Source organism: Piscinibacter sp. XHJ-5, from assembly GCF_029855045.1.
Taxonomy (GTDB): Bacteria; Pseudomonadota; Gammaproteobacteria; order Burkholderiales; family Burkholderiaceae_C; genus Albitalea.
Map to the genome: position 1 here is coordinate 6327921 of NZ_CP123228.1, position 17491 is coordinate 6345411.

17 protein-coding genes are annotated in these 17491 nt (G+C 69.7%); 9 read left to right on the top strand and 8 right to left on the bottom strand.

The features are described 5' to 3' along the window. Positions 1 to 5: 5 nt before the first annotated feature. Positions 6 to 677 carry a TetR/AcrR family transcriptional regulator gene (locus tag P7V53_RS30040; RefSeq protein ID WP_280153141.1) on the bottom strand — a complete coding sequence of 224 codons (672 nt, stop codon included), beginning with the start codon at positions 675 to 677 and terminating at the stop codon, positions 6 to 8. A gap of 184 nt (positions 678 to 861) precedes the next feature. On the opposite strand from P7V53_RS30040, the gene P7V53_RS30045 reads away from it, so the two are divergent. Together P7V53_RS30045 and metW are read left to right on the top strand one after the other, a co-directional pair. After that, positions 862 to 2031 carry a homoserine O-acetyltransferase gene (locus tag P7V53_RS30045; RefSeq protein ID WP_280153142.1) on the top strand — a complete coding sequence of 390 codons (1170 nt, stop codon included), beginning with the start codon at positions 862 to 864 and terminating at the stop codon, positions 2029 to 2031. Next, the gene (gene metW / locus P7V53_RS30050) at positions 2028 to 2615 is read left to right on the top strand and encodes a methionine biosynthesis protein MetW (protein WP_280153143.1); all 588 of its coding nucleotides are present in this window, start codon (positions 2028 to 2030) and stop codon (positions 2613 to 2615) included. The genes P7V53_RS30045 and metW overlap by 4 nt, the downstream gene beginning before the upstream one ends. Here metW and P7V53_RS30055 read toward each other — a convergent pair whose 3' ends face one another. Next, complete coding sequence (locus P7V53_RS30055) at positions 2616 to 3707, bottom strand: S-adenosylmethionine:tRNA ribosyltransferase-isomerase (protein ID WP_280153144.1); 1092 nt, start codon at positions 3705 to 3707, stop codon at positions 2616 to 2618. Continuing rightward, positions 3704 to 4426, bottom strand: a complete 723-nt coding sequence (locus P7V53_RS30060) for an SDR family oxidoreductase (protein ID WP_280153145.1) — start codon at positions 4424 to 4426, stop codon at positions 3704 to 3706. The genes P7V53_RS30055 and P7V53_RS30060 overlap by 4 nt, the downstream gene beginning before the upstream one ends. A 114-nt stretch (positions 4427 to 4540) precedes the next feature. Between P7V53_RS30060 and P7V53_RS30065 the strand changes: the two genes are divergently transcribed. Continuing rightward, entirely contained in the window at positions 4541 to 5128 is a 588-nt protein-coding gene (locus P7V53_RS30065) for an XRE family transcriptional regulator (protein ID WP_280153146.1), read from the top strand. 4 nt (positions 5129 to 5132) lie between these two features. Here the strand turns inward: P7V53_RS30065 and P7V53_RS30070 are convergent, their stop codons facing one another. Further along, positions 5133 to 5963, bottom strand: a complete 831-nt coding sequence (locus tag P7V53_RS30070) for an enoyl-CoA hydratase-related protein (protein WP_280153147.1) — start codon at positions 5961 to 5963, stop codon at positions 5133 to 5135. A 96-nt stretch (positions 5964 to 6059) separates the two neighbouring features. On the opposite strand from P7V53_RS30070, the gene P7V53_RS30075 reads away from it, so the two are divergent. From P7V53_RS30075 to P7V53_RS30085, 3 genes are all read left to right on the top strand, one after another. Then, positions 6060 to 6902, top strand: coding sequence for an alpha/beta hydrolase (locus tag P7V53_RS30075; RefSeq protein ID WP_280153148.1), 843 nt, complete (start codon positions 6060 to 6062; stop codon positions 6900 to 6902). Between the two features lie 30 nt (positions 6903 to 6932). After that, positions 6933 to 8408, top strand: coding sequence for a M20 family metallopeptidase (locus P7V53_RS30080; RefSeq protein ID WP_280153149.1), 1476 nt, complete (start codon positions 6933 to 6935; stop codon positions 8406 to 8408). 85 nt (positions 8409 to 8493) lie between these two features. Further along, a complete protein-coding gene (locus tag P7V53_RS30085) occupies positions 8494 to 8964 on the top strand; it encodes a flagellar basal body-associated FliL family protein (protein ID WP_280153150.1) in 471 nt (156 codons plus the stop codon). A 1-nt stretch (position 8965) separates the two neighbouring features. Here the strand turns inward: P7V53_RS30085 and P7V53_RS30090 are convergent, their stop codons facing one another. The 3 genes from P7V53_RS30090 to P7V53_RS30100 all read right to left on the bottom strand — a co-directional run bounded on the left by P7V53_RS30090 (position 8966) and on the right by P7V53_RS30100 (position 11322). Continuing rightward, the gene (locus P7V53_RS30090; RefSeq protein WP_280153151.1) at positions 8966 to 10603 is read right to left on the bottom strand and encodes an NAD(P)/FAD-dependent oxidoreductase; all 1638 of its coding nucleotides are present in this window, start codon (positions 10601 to 10603) and stop codon (positions 8966 to 8968) included. A 115-nt stretch (positions 10604 to 10718) separates the two neighbouring features. Beyond that, complete coding sequence (locus P7V53_RS30095) at positions 10719 to 11006, bottom strand: hypothetical protein (protein ID WP_280153152.1); 288 nt, start codon at positions 11004 to 11006, stop codon at positions 10719 to 10721. 31 nt (positions 11007 to 11037) lie between these two features. Beyond that, positions 11038 to 11322, bottom strand: a complete 285-nt coding sequence (locus tag P7V53_RS30100; protein ID WP_280153153.1) for a hypothetical protein — start codon at positions 11320 to 11322, stop codon at positions 11038 to 11040. 205 nt (positions 11323 to 11527) lie between these two features. Here P7V53_RS30100 and P7V53_RS30105 point away from each other — a divergent pair, with 205 nt between their 5' ends. After that, positions 11528 to 12499, top strand: coding sequence for a LysR family transcriptional regulator (locus P7V53_RS30105; protein WP_280153154.1), 972 nt, complete (start codon positions 11528 to 11530; stop codon positions 12497 to 12499). A 3-nt stretch (positions 12500 to 12502) separates the two neighbouring features. Here the strand turns inward: P7V53_RS30105 and P7V53_RS30110 are convergent, their stop codons facing one another. Further along, positions 12503 to 13573, bottom strand: a complete 1071-nt coding sequence (locus P7V53_RS30110) for a phosphotransferase (RefSeq protein ID WP_280153155.1) — start codon at positions 13571 to 13573, stop codon at positions 12503 to 12505. A gap of 179 nt (positions 13574 to 13752) precedes the next feature. On the opposite strand from P7V53_RS30110, the gene lptD reads away from it, so the two are divergent. After that, the gene (gene lptD / locus P7V53_RS30115) at positions 13753 to 16155 is read left to right on the top strand and encodes an LPS assembly protein LptD (RefSeq protein WP_280153156.1); all 2403 of its coding nucleotides are present in this window, start codon (positions 13753 to 13755) and stop codon (positions 16153 to 16155) included. Continuing rightward, positions 16148 to 17491, top strand: coding sequence for a peptidylprolyl isomerase (locus P7V53_RS30120; RefSeq protein ID WP_280153157.1), 1344 nt, complete (start codon positions 16148 to 16150; stop codon positions 17489 to 17491). Before lptD ends, P7V53_RS30120 begins: the two co-directional genes overlap by 8 nt.

A 17491-nucleotide genomic window follows, 5' to 3' on the forward strand; every position in this document is an offset into this window, starting at 1 on the left:
GTTCCTCAGTGACGCGATGGCGCGCGGCGGCGCCTGGACCCTGCCGGCGCCACGGGGGCGCGCAGCGCCGCCAGCGCCAGGTCGACGCGCTGCGCGATGGCGTCGGGGCTCATCACCTGGTCGCGGAACTGGCGCTGCACGGCGGCTGCCGGCATGGCGACCTCCACCAGACCGGAGGCGAACACGATCGGCAGCGCCACTGCCCCCAGCAGCGTGGCGACGCACTGGAACGGCGGCAACGCCCGCAGCGCGCCTTCGGCCTGCGCCTGCTGCACCAGGCCGAACAGCAGGCCGATGTGGCGCGGCGCGTTGTGCTGCATGAACTCGGTGGCCACCGGCTCCCCGGCGATGGCATCCATCCAGACGCGGGCAAACACCTTGCGGTGCGTGACCAGCAGCGCGGCGGCGGCGACCAGCGCGGCGCGCAGCCGCTCCACCGCGGGTCCCTGCTGCGACACCGCGCCGCTGAGCCCGGCGTACATCTCCTCGTAAACCTGCTGCAGCAGCGTGCGCAGGAAGTTGTCCTTGGTCTTGAAGTGATAGTGAAACATGCCGAGGTTGGCGCCCGCCTGCTCGGCAACCGCCCGCACGGACAGCCCGGCGCAGCCGGCGCGCGGAAAGAGCTCGCGGCCGGCCTGCAGCAAGGCGACGTCGAGGTTTTGAGACGGCCGGGGCATGGCTCATTATTAGTCGATCGACTAATTAGATGCAAGGCAACCCCGCCGTGGTCCCGGATACACTGCGGCCCACAGCGCTGATTTGTTCCGGCTTGCGGGCGCTCTATAAATCCAGCTAAAGAAGGACCCCAGCACCCGGTGTCCCGCTTTGGCGGCGCCGGGTTTTTCGTTGGGTCACGCACAAGTGCAATCACTGGGTCATGTCACGCCGCAGTCGCGGCACTTCTCCGAGCCGCTGCCGCTGCAAAGCGGTGCGCGCCTCGCCGACTACACACTGGTCTTCGAGACCTACGGCACGCTCAACGCGACGCGCAGCAACGCGGTGCTGGTGTGCCACGCGCTGAATGCCTCGCACCACGTCGCCGGCACGTACGAAGGCCAGGACCGCAGCGAGGGTTGGTGGGACAACCTTGTCGGCCCCGGCAAGCCGCTGGACACCAATCGCTTCTTCGTCATCGGCGTCAACAATCTGGGCTCGTGCTTCGGCTCCACCGGACCGATGCACGCCAATCCCGCCACCGGCCGGCCATACGGCGCCGACTTCCCGGTGATGACGGTGGAGGACTGGGTCGATGCGCAGGCCCGGCTGCTCGACGTGCTGGGCATCGACCAGCTCGCCGCGGTGCTGGGCGGCAGCCTGGGCGGCATGCAGGCGCTCGGCTGGTCGCTGCGGCACCCCGGCCGGCTGCGCCACTGCATCGCGGTCGCGACGGCGCCCAACCTGTCGGCGCAGAACATCGCTTTCAACGAAGTGGCGCGCCGCGCCATCGTCACCGACCCCGACTTCCACGGCGGCCACTACTACGACCACGGCGTCGTGCCCAAGCGCGGGTTGCGGGTGGCCCGCATGATCGGCCACATCACCTATCTCAGCGACGACGTGATGGCGAGCAAGTTCGGCCGCCTGATCCGCAACGGCCACTACGCCTACAGCACGCAGGACATCGAGTTCGAGATCGAGAGCTACCTGCGCCACCAGGGCGACAAGTTCAGCGACTACTTCGACGCCAACACCTACCTGCTGATCACCCGCGCGCTCGACTACTTCGATCCCGCGCGCGCCCATGGCGGCGACCTGACCGCGGCCTTTGCGCAGGCGAGCTGCCGGTTCCAGCTCGTCAGCTTCACCACCGACTGGCGTTTCTCGCCGGCGCGCTCGCGCGAGATCGTCAAGGCGCTGCTCGACAACAAGCATTCCGTCAGCTACGCCGAGATCGACGCGCCGCACGGTCACGATGCCTTCCTGCTCGACGACGCGCGCTACCACCAGCTGCTGCGCGCCTGCTTCGACAACATCGCGCAGGAAGCCGACCAGGTCGTCGCGGGGCCGCTGTTCAGCGGACTGGCGGTATGAGCGATCGCAAGGACATGGAGCTCATCGCCGAGCTGGTGCCGCCCGGCTCGCGGGTGCTCGACCTCGGCTGCGGCAACGGCGAGCTGCTCGCGCTGCTGCGCGACACGCGGCAGTGCACCGGATACGGCGTGGAGATCTCCGACGAGAACCTGCTGGCCTGCACCAAGCGCGGCGTCAACGTCATCCAGCTCAACCTCGAGGAAGGGCTGGCGATGTTCGAGGACCAGAGCTTCGACGTCGTCCTGCAGCTCGACACGATGCAGCACCTGCGCAACACCGAGCGCATGCTGCGCGAGACGGCGCGCGTGGGGCGCATCGGCATCGTCAGCTTTCCCAACTTCGCCCACTGGCCGAATCGCCTGCGCGTCGTCACCGGCCGCATGCCGGTGACCAAGACGCTGCCGTACCAGTGGTACGACACGCCCAACATCCGCGTCGGCACCTATGCCGACTTCGAGGTGCTGGCGCGCAAGGACGGCTTGCGCGTGCTCGACGCGTTCGGCATCCAGGACGGCCGCGTGGTGCGGCGCTTTCCTAACCTGATGGCCAGCGTGGGCGTGTTCAAGTTCGAGCGTGCGGTCTGATCAGGTTTCAGCCAGGGCGTCATGACGCTTTCCCTGCGCTGACGCGGCGCTGCGCCCCGTCACGCGGGCCAGCAGCACCGAGTCGCCGAACTCGTGGGTGAGGTAGCCGCGTTGCTCCAGCTCATCGCTGGCTCGCCGCAGCACGTCGTCGCTGGCGAACGCCCGCAGCAGCTCGTAGTGGCTGGTGCCCGGCTCGTGCGTGCCGCTGACGATGGCGTCCACCACGCGCAGCGTCGTGTGCGGGCCGATGCGCTGATCGGCCACGCCGTCGCCGGCCCGCAGGCCGCCGGGACGCGAGGCCGCGTGTTCGAGCGCGCGGGTCACGGTGGTGCCCAGCGCGATGACGCGCCCGCCCGCCGCCTCGGTGCGCGCAATGGCCTCGACAGTGGCCGGCGGCACGTGGTACGGCTCGTCGAACGGCAGGCGCGCATCGAGCGCCGGATCGCCTGTCGACGACAGGCCCGCCGCATGCGTCAGCGTCGCGAAGCCGACGCCGCGCGCCTTCAGCGCGCCCAGCAGGCGCCAATCGAGCACGAAGCCTGCCGACGGCGGCTCGAACGCGACCGGCAGTGCGGCCACCTGCGTCCACACGTCCCACAGCGCCATCGGCGCGGCGACGTGCGCGTACTGGATCGGCTTGCCATGCCGCGCGATGCCGGCCCAGATCGCGTCCGGCGTGCCGTGAAAGCGCAGCGCGATCAGCCGCGGATGATCGAGACGCCGCAGCACCGAGGCCTCCAGCGGGCCGAGCGCGAGCGTGTCGCCCGCCTGCAGCGGCGGCGGCGCGGCGCGGTCCTCGGTGCGCGTGCGGTGGTCGCCTGCGCCGAAGACGATGGCGACGAACTCGCGCACGTCGTCGACCGCCAGCGAGCGCCGGCCGGCCAGTCGCACTTCGATGGTCGCGCCGCCGGGTCGGTGCACTCCGGCCAGGCTGGCCGGCAGCGTGGCGGCATCGTTGGCGATCAGCAGGTCGCCGGGCCGCAGCCAGTCGGCCAGCTGCGCGCGCCGCACGTGGTGCAGATCGCCGGCGCCGTCGATGACCAGCAGCCGTGCATCGGCCGGCCGCTGCACGGGTCGCTGCGCTGCCTTCATGCCCTTGCCTCCGCCGGTTCGCGATGGCGCTCGATCAGCTCGACGATCTCGCGCGCCGACGCTTCGGGCCGCTTCAGGGTGGCGGGATCCGCATCGGGCACTGCGAGTGCGTGCAACGGCGTGTCCATGTCGCCCGGATCGACCGCAAGCACGCGCACATGGTGGTCGCGCAGCTCCTCGTCCCAGGTGCGCGACAGATGCACCAGCGCGGCCTTGCTCGCACCGTAGGCGCCCCAGCCGGCATACGGCGTGAGGGCGGCATCGCTGCCGATGTTGATCACCAGCGGCCGCCGTCCGGCGCGCGCCGATGCGCTCAGTGCGCCGAGCAGCGCCTTGGTCAGCCGGAACGGGCCGACCAGGTTGGTGGCGAGCGCGGCCTCCAGGTCTTCGCAGTCGGTGTCGGCCAGCAGCGCCAGCGGCACGGGACCCAGGCTGGAGGCGTTGTTGACCAGCACGTCCAGGCCGCCGAGCGCACTGGCGATCTGGATCGCCAACGCATGCGTTTCGGTCTTGCGCGAGACGTCGCCGGCGATGCCGTGGCTGCCCGCCAGTTCGCCTGCCACGGCGGCCACGCGCGCGGCGTCGCGGGCGACGAAGGCGACCTGGGCGCCTTGCGCGTGCAGCTGGCGCAGCAAGGCCAGGCCGAGGCCCGAGGTGCCGCCGGTGATCGCCACGCGCAGGCCGCGCAGCGTTGGATTCGAGGTGGGTGAGCGAGACATGGTTGGCTTTCGTCAGGAGGTGACCCGACGATAGGGCTGCGGCCCGCAAGCGACGAGCGCTGCGTCCAACAGATTGGCGAAGCGTCTGCGCCGTCGTCGCACAATCGCGATCGAATGAGCACGCCGCCCGCCGACCGCCCCGATGCCCGCACCGCCAGCCACCTGGCGCGCAACCTCGTCAGCCTGCGCCATACCCGCGCGCTGACGCAGGACGCGCTGGCCAAGGCCGCGGCGGTGCCGCGCTCGACGATCGCGAACCTGGAGTCGGGTGACGGCAATCCGTCGCTCGCCGTGCTCGTCAAGGTGGCCGGTGCGCTGGGCGTGCCGATCGACGAGCTGCTGGCCTCGCCCCGGGCGATGGTGCGCCAGTGGCCGGCCGACGAGGTGGCCACGCGCACCAAGGGCCGCGGCGTCAACATCCGCGCGCTGGTGCCCGAGCCGGTGCCCGAGGAGCTGATGGAGGTGATGGATTTCGAGCCGGGCGCGGTGATGGGCGGCACGCCGCATCTGCCGGGCACGCGCGAGTTCTTCACCTGCCTGGACGGACGCGTCAACCTGATGGTCGCCGGCGAGCGCTACGAGCTGGACACGGGCGACGTGCTGGCCTTTCCCGGCAACCTGCCGCATTCGTACCAGAACGGCGATGCGCTGAAGCCCGCGCGCGGCGTGTCGGTGGTGGTGCTCGCCAAGGCCGGCGTCTGATCCCTCAGAGACCTTCGGGCACCGGGTCCAGGGGATCGAAGCGCGGCGCGCGCTTGCCCTGCCACGCCGCAATGGCCTCGGCCATCTCGCCGGTGTCGAACACCGCGCTCTGCAGCAGGGTCATCTGCTCCAGCGCGGCGGCCGTGCCGTGGTCGCGCGCCTGGTTCAGCGCAAGCTTGCTGGCAGCGACGGCCAGCGGCGACTTGGCCGCGACCGTGCGCGCCACGTTCATCGTGTGTTCGAGCAGGGACTCGGCATCGGGCAGCACCGCGTTCACCAGGCCCAGTTCCAGCGCGCGCGCCGCACCGAGACGCTCGCCGGTGAAGGCCAGCTCGCGGACCATGCCCGGCGCCATCAGCTTGGGCAGCCGCTGCAGCACGCCCAGGTCGGCGGCCATGCCGATGTTGATCTCCTGCACACAGAAGAAGGCATCGGCGCTGCAATAGCGCATGTCGCAGGCAGCGGCCAGGTCGAGCGCGCCGCCGATGCACCCGCCTTGCACCGCGCAAAGCACCGGCAGGCGTGCGCTGTCGAGCACGTCGAAGCAGCGCATCAGCCTGCGCAGGCCGTCCTGGAAACTGAGCCGCGCCCGCGCGCTCTTCAGCTGGAGCATCGGTCCGCCGCCGGCGAAGGTGTCCAGCGCCATGCCGGCGCTGAAGTGCTTGCCGGTCGACGACACCACCAGCACGCGCGCATCGCCGCCGTCGTGCAGCGCCTGCACCGCGTCGCGGAAGGCGGGGAAGAAGGGCGGTGCCATGGTGTTCATGCGCTCCGGCCGGTTGAGCTGCAGGTGGGCGATGCCGTCGGCGATGTCGAGCTGGAAGAAGTCGTTCATGGAATGTCTCCTCGGGAATGCGCCGCCATCCTGGCGCAGCGGTCACGGCACATCAGTCACGCACCGGACAGTGGCCCGTCTCTACACTGGCGCCCGATGAACACGACGACGCTCACGACCGCCGACGGCCTGACGCTGCATCTCCGCCACTGGCCGGCACCATCGCCGCGCGGCACGGTGCTCATCGTGCACGGACTGGGCGAGCACATCGGCCGCTATGGCCATGTCGCCGAGCACCTGAACCGCCTCGGCTGGCACGTTGCCGGGCACGATCACCGGGGCCATGGACAGAGCGAGGGGGCGAAGGGCCGGCTGGGCGACGGCGACGACCTGGTGCGCGACCTTGCAGCCGTCATCGACAGCGTGCGCGGGCAGCGACCGGGTCCGCTGGTGCTGCTGGGCCACAGCCTCGGCGGACTCGTCGCCGCCCGCTTCATCGCCGAAGGTCTCGCGCCGTCGCCCGCGGCCTGGCATCGGCCGGTCGATGCGCTGGTGCTGAGCTCGCCGGCGCTCGATCCGGGAATGAACGCCGTGCAGAAGATGATGCTTGCCGTGGCCGGGCCGCTGGCGCCCGACCTCGCCGTCGGCAATGGTCTGCGGCCGGAGTGGATCTCGCGCGATCCGGCGGTGGTGCAGGCGTATGCCAGCGACCCGCTGGTCCACGGGCGCGTCACACCCAGGCTCGTGCGCTTCATCGTCGACGGCGGCCGGCTCGTGCTGCAAGAGGCGCCGCGCTGGAAGGTGCCCACGCTGTTGCTGTATGCCGGCAGCGACCGCTGCGTCGCGCCGCGTGGCAGCGCCGCCTTTGCCGCCGCCGCGCCGGGCGCAGTGGTGACGGCACGCGAATTTCCGGCGCTCTTCCACGAAATCCTCAACGAGCCCGAGCGGCACGAGGTCTTTGCCGCTCTCGATGCCTGGCTGGCGCAACGCCAGTCCTAAACTCGTCGCTTCCCCAAAAAGGAGCCCACCATGAACGCACGCGACCCGCTGCTGCCGGTGCAACCCGACGAAGCCGCCGCGCTCGGCGCCTTCGCCCAACGCACCTGGGACGAGGAAATCGTTCCAGCCCTCACCGACTACATCGCCGTTCCCGCCAAGAGCCCGATGTTCGATGCCGACTGGCAGAAGAACGGCTACATCGAGCGGGTCGTGCGCGACGCCGCGCAATGGGTGGAGCGCAAGAAGATCGAAGGGCTGAAGCTGGAGATCGTGCGCCTGGAAGGTCGCACGCCGGTCATCTTCTTCGAAGTGCCGTCCACCAGGCCGGGCAGCACCGACACCATCTGCCTGTACGGTCACCTCGACAAGCAGCCGGAGTTCAACGGCTGGCGCAGCGACCTGGGCCCCTGGACGCCGAAGTACGAGAACGGCCTGCTCTACGGCCGCGGCGGCGCCGACGACGGCTACGCGATCTATGCCTCGATCACCGCCATCCTGGCGCTGGACAAGCAGGGCCTGCCCCGCCCGCGCTGCGTCGGCATCATCGAAAGCTGCGAGGAAAGCGGCTCCTTCGATCTGCCCGCCTACATCGACCTGCTGCGTCCGCGCCTGGGCGACGTCGGACTGGTGGTGTGCCTGGACAGCGGCGCCGGCAACTACGACCAGCTGTGGATGACCAGCAGCCTGCGCGGCAACGTGACCGGCACGCTGAAGGTCGAGATCCTGACCGAGGGCGTGCACTCGGGCGACGCCAGCGGGCTGGTGCCGTCGAGCTTTCGCATCCTGCGCCAGGTGCTCGACCGCCTCGAGGACTCGAAGACCGGCGAGCTGCTGCCCCACAGCTTCCATTGCTCGATCCCTGCCGAGCGCGTCGAGCAGGCCCGCGCCACCGCCCGGATCCTCGGCGACGAGGTGTGGAAGCGCTTTCCGTGGGCCTGCGGTGCCGATGGCGGTCCGGCCCTGCCCACCACCACAGATCCGGTGCAGGCGCTGATCAACCGCACCTGGAAGCCCACGCTGTCGGTCACCGGCGTCGACGGCTTTCCCGAGCTGAAGAACGCGGGCAACGTGCTGCGGCCTTTCACCGCCTTCAAGTTGTCGTTGCGCCTGCCGCCCCTGGTCGACGGCCACCAGGCCGCGCAGACGCTGAAGACCTTGCTGGAGGACAACGCGCCCTACAACGCGAAGGTGACCTTCCACCCTGACGGCCGCGTCGGGGCGCAAGGCGCGACCGGCTGGAACGCGCCCGAGCTTGCGCCGTGGCTCGAGCAGGCGCTGAACGCGGCGTCGCAGACCCATTTCGGCGCACCCTGCGGCTACATCGGCCAGGGCGGCACGATCCCGCTGATGAACATGCTGCAGCAGGGATTCCCGCGGGCACAGATGCTGGTCTGCGGCGTGCTGGGGCCCAAGAGCAACGCGCATGGTCCCAACGAATTCCTGCATGTGCCGTACGGCAAGAAGCTGACCGCGGCCGTGGCGCAGGTGATGGCTGCCTGCCCCTGAGGGCACCATCGCTCGATGAACGGCCGGCGACGCCGGCTGTTCGGCCTTTCGACCGGCGCGCGCATGAGGTCGAATCGAAGCGCCCATGCCGCCCGCCCCCCTCGCTCCTCCCCCGCGCAGCAGCGACACGCGCCGCGTGCTGCTCATCGTGGCCGCGATCGCCACGATCATCGCCGTGCCGATGGGCATCGTGGGCGGCATCCGCTGGCTCAACCTCGCCGATTCGTGGACCGGCGCCGGGCGAGCACAGCCCAAGTGGGTCACGTCCGGCGAAGTGCGTGCCACCACGCGCGACGGCACGCTGGTGAAGACGCGTGTGGCGTTCGATGCCGGCGACGCTTCCACCAAGTCGGCCGTTCAACGTCGTCTGCGCGAGGTGAGCCTGCTGCTCGAGCTCAGCATCGGCGCGTTCAGCACGCTGGAGCTGGCCGGCCCGCACGGCATCGAGCGCCTGTCGCAGGACATGCTGAAGCGGGTGAATGCCTACCTGGCGACGGACGGCGTGGCGCCGATGAAGGCGGTGGCGATCCAGGACCTGTGGTACACGCGGCCGTGAGCTACGCGGACAGCATCGCCAGCCCGACCGCTTCGGCGACTTCGATTCCATCGACCCCCGCCGACATGATTCCGCCGGCATACCCCGCGCCTTCGCCGGCCGGGTACAGCCCCTTCACGTTGAGGCTCTGGTAGTCCTTGCCGCGCGTGATGCGCAGCGGCGACGAGGTGCGCGTCTCCACGCCCGTGAGCACCGCGTCGTTCATCGCGAAGCCCGGAATCTGGCGCTCGAAGGCCGGAAGCGCCTCGCGGATCGCCTCGATCGCGTACGCCGGCAGGCTCGTCGCCAGGTCGGTGAGGTGCACGCCCGGCTTGTACGACGGCAGCACACTGCCGAACGCCGTCGACGGCTGCCCGCGCAGGAAGTCACCGACGAGCTGCCCCGGCGCGTCGTAGGTGCCGCCGCCCAGCTCGAAGGCGCGCGACTCCCACTGCCGCTGGAAGGCAATGCCGTCGAGCGGGCTCACCGGTCCGTCCCGCCCGCGATCGAGCACGTAGTCCTGAGGCGTGATCCCGACGACGATGCCGGCATTGGCGTTGCGCTCGTTGCGCGAGTACTGGCTCATGCCGTTGGTGACGACGCGGTTGGGCTCCGACGTGGCCGCGACCACCGTGCCGCCGGGACACATGCAGAAGCTGTACACCGAGCGGCCGTTGCGTGCGTGGTGCACCAGCTTGTAGTCGGCGGCGCCAAGCAACGGGTGGCCGGCGTTCGGGCCGAACCGCGCGCGGTCGACCAGCGACTGCGGATGCTCGATGCGAAAACCCACCGAGAACGGCTTGGCCTCCAGATACACGCCGCGCGCATGCAGCATGGCGAAGGTGTCGCGAGCGCTGTGGCCGAGGGCGAGCACGACGTGGTCGGCGCGCAGCGCGTCTCCCGAGGCCAGCGTCACCCCGCGCACCTGCCCCTCCTCGATCAGCAGGTCGGTGACGCGCTGCTGGAAGCGGATCTCGCCGCCGAGTGCTTCGATGTCGGCGCGCATCTTCTCGACCATGCCGACCAGGCGGAAGGTGCCGATGTGCGGCTTGCTGACGAACAGGATCTCCTCGGGTGCGCCGGCCTTGACGAATTCCGTCAGCACCTTGCGCGTGAGGTGCCGCGGGTCGCTGATCTGGCTGTAGAGCTTCCCGTCCGAGAAGGTGCCCGCACCGCCCTCGCCGAACTGCACGTTCGACTCGGGCTCCAGCACGCGCTTGCGCCACAAGCCCCAGGTGTCCTTGGTGCGCTCGCGCACCGCCTTGCCGCGCTCGAGCACGATGGGGCGAAGGCCCATCTGCGCGAGGATCAGCGCGGCGAAGATGCCGCACGGGCCGAAGCCGATGACGAGCGGGCGCAGCCGTCCATTGGCGTTGAAGCCGGCAGGCGCGTGGCCGGCCAGACGGTAGCCGGTGTCCGGCGCCGGCGCGACATGGCGGTCGCCGGCCAGGCGCTGCACGACCTGCGCCTCGTCGGTCACGTCGCAGTCGACGGTGTAGATGAACACCATCGCATGCTTCTTGCGCGCATCGTGGCTGCGCTTGAAGATCGTGAAGCGCCGCAGCTGCGCATCGCGGATGCCCAGGCGCTTGACGATGGCCGGCCGCAGCGCGTCCTCGGCGTGATTCAGCGGCAGACGCAGTTCGGTGATTCTCAGCATGGGGCCCCGATTGTCGGTCCCCGAGGCAACCCGCCGCCCGAATGAAAAAACCGGCCTGACGGCCGGTTGGCTGTTGCCGCGACACCCGGAGGACCGGGCGCGCGGGTCGGCTCGATCAGCCGACGTAGAGCTCGTTGAAGCGATTGGCGTGGGCCAGTGCGCTGCCTTCGGCGCGCACGTCGTCGCGGCTCAGCGTCGTCGAAGCAACCGGGCGGTCGATGAACACGGTGGCTTCGCCGCCGCTCATCAGGAGGCCGTCCACCGGCGTCGCGATCCGGGCCTGCACTTCGGCGCGGCTCAGCGTCGACACGGGCTGGACTTCGTCCTGGGTGGCTTCGACGGCCATGGCCACGTTGCCGGCCATCGCGATGGCGAGGATGGCGAAGATTTGCTTGGCGTTCATGTTGAGTGTCCTTTCGATGTTCGTTCGTTGATCAGGCGCCGACGTACAGCGTGTTGATGCGGCTGGCACGGGCGGCGGCACGCGCTTCGGCGCGCACTTCGTCGCGGCTGCGGATCGCCGGCACGTCGGCGAACTGGGTCGCTTCGCCCAGGTTCTGGACCACGGCGCCGGACGCTTGCGGCTGCGCGGCTTGCTGCACGGAGACGCGCGACAGCGTGGACGCGGGGACGGCTTCGTCCTGGGTGGCTTCCACGGCGAAGGCGGCGGTGCCGGCGAAAGCGAGAGCGACGACGGCGGCGATTTGCTTGGCGTTCATGATGATTCCTTCATTCAAAGCAGAGGTTGACGTTTCGGGCAGGGCGGTCGGTTGGTTGTCAGAGGCCGTCTTGTCCACCTCGGTGAGTCGCTTGGTTTGTGTTCGGCTCATCGATGGGGTGAACTGTAGGCATTGCGCGACCATCAATAAACCACTTAAGATTAAATGCGCCATTTCAGTATCGGAAAGAATCTGGGGGATTCCGATGGACCGACTGCATTCCATGCGTGTCTTCTGCCGGGTCATCGACTCGGGCAGCTTCGCCGCCGCCGCCCGTGAGATGAACCTCTCGCCCGCCGTCGTCACGCGGCTGGTGGCCGACCTCGAGGAGCACCTCGGGGCACGCCTCATCAACCGCACGACGCGACGCCTCGCGCTCACCGACATCGGAGAGGCCTACCTCGAGCGCACGCGCCAGATCCTCACGGAGGTCGAGGAAGCCGAGGCGCTGGCCAGCACCGCCAGCACCGAACCGCGCGGCCACCTGCGCATCCTGGCACCGCCCGCGTTCGCCGTGCACCAGCTCGCCAAGCACCTGCCGCGCTTCCACGCGCTGTACCCGAAGATCACTCTCGAGCTGTCGGCGCCGGGGCCGGTGGAGACCGTGGACGAGAACTTCGATGTCAGCATCATCAGCATGGGCCGACGCCCGCTCGACGGCGACTTCGTGGCGCGCCGCCTGGCGTGCTCGGAGGTGATCGCCTGCGCCTCGCCGGAGTACCTGGACAAGAACGGCCGGCCCGAGCACCCGCACGACCTCGTGCTGCACGAGGCCATGCTTCCGACCTTCCTGCGCGAGATCACGTTCATGCGGGGCAACCATGGCGACGACGAGCCCGCCGGGGACTCGTTCACGCTGACGCCGCACCGGCCGGTGCTGGGCACCATCCACACCGACACGCTCTACGCCGCCGCGCTCCACGGCCTGGGCATCTCGGGCCTGCCGTCGTTCGTCGTCGAGGACGCCCTGCTCGAGCACGCGCTGGAGCGCGTGCTGCCCGAATGGCACCTGCTGACGATCACGCTGTACGCGGCCATGCCCACCCGAAAGCACGTGCCGGCCCGCACGCGTGCCTTCGTCGACTTCCTGTTGCAGACCTTCGGCGGCGAAGACCGCGATCCCTGGCTGATCGCGGCCGGGTGCGAGACGAAGCGGCGCGTGGCCGCCGTCGCGTGAGGGCTAGAAGAACACGTCCGTGCGCGTTTCGCCCATCAGCGGCTCGATGAGCCGCGCGAGCGCTCCAAGCCCGTTGTAGCGCGACGCCACGTGGTGGGCGTAGCGGAAGAAGCGCGGCAGGTCCTCGCTGTACTTCGGCTTGCCGTCGCGGTGCTTCAGGCGGCAGAAGATTCCCAGCACCTTCAGATGGCGCTGCAGGCCCATCCATTCGAGCTGGCGCCAGAAGTCGCCGAAGTCGTCGGCCACCGGCAGGCCCGTCTGCCTGGCCTGCTGCCAATAACGCACGGCCCAGTCGATCTCCTGCTCCTCGTCCCAGCTGATGAACGCGTCGCGCAGCAGCGAAGCGACGTCGTAGGTGATGGGGCCCCGCACCGCATCCTGGAAATCGAGAATGCCCGGGTTGGGCGTGCTCGTCATCAGGTTGCGCGGCATGTAGTCGCGGTGGACGGCCACCGTGGGCTGCGCGAGCGCGCTGCGCACCAGCAGATCGGTCACCGACTTCCACTGCGCCTGCTCCGCGTCGCCCCAGGTGCGCCCGTATTCGCGCTCCACGCACCAGTCGGGAAAGAGCTGCATCTCGCGGCGCAGCAACGCCTCGTCGTAGGGCGGCAGGGTGCTCGCGTCCACCTGCTGCTGCCACACCAGCAGCGATGCGATGGCGTCGCGCATCAGCCGGGTGACCGTCGCCGTGTCGCCGGCGGCGACCGCCGCGTTCAGCTCGTCGAGATAGAGCCGGGAGCCGAGGTCGCTGAGCAGCAGAAAGCCCTCGTCGACGCTCTGCTCCACGACGAGCGGTGCATGCAGGCCGGCCGCGTGCATCAGCTGCGCGACGTGCACGAACGGCCGCACGTCTTCGTGGGCCGGGGGCGCGTCCATCACGATGAATGACGCGTCCTGCCCGACGATGCGGAAATAGCGGCGAAAGCTGGCGTCGCTGGAGGCCGAGCGAAGCGTTTGCGGCTGCAGGCCATGGCGAGGCCCGACCGCGGCAAGCCATCGATCGAAGCGCTCGCGGCGTGCGTCGTCGGTCCACGCGATGGCGGCAGCGGCTGAGGAGGAGGGAGTCGAGGTCATCGTGTCGGTGCGGGTCGGCCGGAAACTCAGGCGGCGACGGTGACAGCTGCTCACGCCACGCCGGCACCCTCATGGATAATCAATTCTACAAACCAGCCCCCACGCCGCTGCCACCCGCCACGCCTGCACGTCGACAGGCGGGCCCGGTCGGCAGAGCTTTCCTCAGCGCTCGTTCTCACTTGCTGCGCCGCTCTCGCACCGATCCCCGCACGCCGCCTGCGCGCCTCGCGCCGGTGGCCGCCGCCTTGGCGATGCTCGGCGGCGGCGCCGGCGCGCAGCAGGTGCCCGATACCGGCATCGCGCTGGAGCTGTCGACCACGCTGCGCGCGCCGCTGCGCGGCGACGCCGGCAAGAAGCTGCCGATCGTGCTGCTCGCGCGCGAGATTCGCGGCCGCCCCGATCTCGAGACCATCGCCGAAGGCGACGCCGAATTCCGCCGCGGAGGCATCGTCCTGCGCGCCGACCGTCTCAGCTACGACCATCCCGAAGACCTGGCCATCGCGCGCGGCAGCGTGCGAATCAGCCGCGACGGCAACATCTACAGCGGGCCGGAGCTGCAGCTTCGCGTCGAGCGCTTCGAAGGCTTCTTCCTCAACCCGAGCTACTACTTCAGCCGCACGGGCGCCGGCGGCTCGGCGCAGCGCATCGACTTCATCGACGACCAGCGCGCCGTCGCCATCGGCGCGACCTACACCAGTTGCCCGGCCGACGGCAGCGGCGACCCCGACTGGCTGCTGTCCACCAGCCGGGTGAAGATGGATTTCGAGGCCAACGAAGGCATCGCGGAAGGCGCCGTGCTGCGCTTCATGGGCGTGCCCATCCTGGGCGCGCCGGTGCTGAGCTTCCCGCTGAGCGACGCGCGCAAGTCGGGCTGGCTGCCCCCCAACATCAACCTCGACAGCAAGAGCGGCCTGCAGACCTCGGTGCCGTACTACTGGAACATCGCGCCCAACCGCGACGCGACCCTGACCCCCGGCATCAGCGTCAAGCGCGGCGTATCGCTGGGCAGCGAGTTCCGCTACCTCGAGCCACGCTACACGGGCAAGGTCAATCTCGACCTCATGCCCGAAGACCGCCTGATCGGACGCGAGCGGCATGCCTTCGCATGGCAGCACGACGCATCGCTGATCGGCGACACGCAACTGCGGGCACGCGTGCTGCGCGTTTCGGACAACGACTACTGGAAGGACTTCCCGCGCGATCTGCCGAGCCTCACGCCGCGGCTGCTGCTGTCCGAACTGAACGCCACGCGACCGCTGGGCGACTGGACCACCTATGTGCGCGCGATGCGCTGGCAGGTGCTGCAAAACGCGGAGAGTCCCATCGACCCCGCGGTGTCGACGGCGCAGGCGCAGCCGCAAGCTCTCGTGACGCACCTGTACGAGCGTCTGCCGCAGATCGGCGCGCGCACGCTGCGCCGCTACGGCGATTTCGAGCTCGCCTTCGAGGGCGAATTCAACCGTTTCGCCAAGCCCGTCGAGATCGTCGATCCGGCTCGACCCACCGGCACGCGCGTGCATGCGCTGGCCTCGATCGCCCGCCCGTGGATCACGCCGGGATGGACGCTCACCCCCCGCATGACGCTGAACGCCGCGTCGTATTCCCTCGACCGCCCGCTGGAGGACGGCCGGCGCAGCGCGAGTCGCGTCATCCCCACCTTCAGCCTGGACAGCGCCTGGGTGCTGGAGCGCGACACGACCTGGCTGGGCCGCGCCGTGCGGCAGACCCTGGAGCCGCGCCTGCTCTACGTCAACACGCCGTTCCGCGACCAGTCGGGACTGCCCAACTTCGACTCGGCGGCGAAGGACTTCAATTTCGAGTCGATCTATACCGACAACGTGTTCTCCGGCGTCGACCGCGTCTCCGATGCCAACCAGATCACCGCCGGCATCACCACCCGCCTGCTCGACCCGCTGACAGGCGCAGAGGCAGTGCGCCTGGGCATCGTGCAGCGCTATCTGTTCCGCGACCAGCGCATCACCCCCGAAGGACCGCCCTTCACGCAGCGCTTCTCCGACGTGCTGCTGCTGGGATCGAGCACCCTCTTCCCGCGCTGGACCATCGACGGCTCGGTGCAGTACAGCCCCGACATCGGGCGCACGGTGCGCTCCATCGTCGGCTTGCGCTACTCGCCCGGACCGTTTCGCACCGTCAACGCCACTTACCGTTTGGCACGCGGCCTGACCGAACAGCTGGAACTGGGCTGGCAGTGGCCCCTCTACGGACCAGTCCCTGACGAGTCTTCCGCCGCTCCCAGGAGCGCATTGCGGACCGACGCCAAGGGTTGCAAGGGCACCTGGTACGGGGTGGGCCGCATCAACTACAGCATGCGCGACAGCCGCATCACCGACTCGATCATGGGCGTGGAGTACGACGCGGGCTGCTGGATCGGACGCGTGGTCGCGGAACGCCTGTCGACCGGCCGCAGCGAAGCGACGACGCGCCTGCTGCTCCAGCTGGAGCTGGTGGGCCTATCTCGCCTCGGCTCGAATCCGCTGCAGGTCTTGAAGGACAATATCCCCGGTTATCGCCTGCTGCGCGACGACCGCCCCGCTCCCGCGACCACGACGTTCTATGACTGAAGTCCTCATCCGCTCGACCCGCCAAGCCCTGGCCGCCGCGCTGGCTGCTGCCCTGTGCCTGGCCGCGCCGGCGGCGTGGGCGCAAGCTGCCGGCGGCACGCGTACCGCTCCGCGGACCGCCGACTACATCGTCGCCGTGGTCAATCAGGAGCTGGTCACTGCCAGCGAGCTCGAGCAGCGCCTGGCGCGCGTGCGCGACAGCGCCACCCGGGCAGGTGCCAAGCTGCCCCCGCCGGCAGAGCTGCGCGCGCAGGTGCTCGATGCGCTCATCGACGAGCGGGTGCAGATCACCCATGCGCGCGAGAACGGCGCGCGCGTCGACGAGGCCGAGCTGGACCGCGCGGTGGCCAACGTCGCGGTGCAGAACCAGGTGACGATGGCGCAGCTTCGCCAGAGGCTGGCCGCCGACGGTGTCGACTACGGACGTTTCCGCAACAACATCCGCGACCAGATCATGGTCGAGCGCATCCGCGAGCGCGAGGTGCAAGGCCGCATCCGCGTGACCGATGCCGAGATCGACGCGCTGCTCGACAAGCAGCGCGCGCAGGCCGGGGCCGCGATCGAATACAACATTGCCCAGATTTTGGTGACCGTGCCTGAAGGCGCCACCGACACCGTGGTGGCCGAACGGCGCGCCCGCCTCGACGCGGCGCTCGCGCGGGTGCGGGCCGGCGAAGCCTTCGAGGCCGTCGCGCGCGAGGTCTCCGAGGATGCCAACCGGGCGCAGGGCGGCGTCATCGGCATGCGACCCGCCGATCGGCTTCCCGACGTCTTCGTCGCCCACGTGCGCTCGCTCAAGGCAGGCGAGGTGGCGACCACGCCGCTGCGCACGGGCGCTGGTTTCCACGCGCTGAAGGTGGTGGATCGCCGCGAGGCCGGCGCGTTCTCGGTCACCCAAACCCGCGCCCGGCACATCCTGCTGCGCACATCGGCCCAGCTGTCACAGGATGCGGCCATCGGGCGGCTGAGCGATTTCAAGCGGCAGATCGTGGCACGCAGCAAGACGTTCGAGCAGCTCGCGCGGGAGAACTCCGAGGACGGCAGCGCCGCGCAAGGTGGCGACCTCGGATGGGCCTACCCCGGCCAGTTCGTGCCGGAGTTCGAGGAAACGATGAACGCCTTGCCCCTGGGCGGTGTGTCCGACCCCGTGGTGTCGCGCTTCGGCGTGCACCTGATCCAGGTGTTGGAGCGACGCCAGGTGTCGCTCGACGCCAAGCAGCAGCGCGAGCAGGCGCGCAATGTCCTGCGCGAGCAGAAGTTCGAGCCGGCCTACGCCGAGTGGCTGCGCGACCTCCGGGCGCGCGCCTACATCGAGAGGCGAGAGCCGCCGACCTGA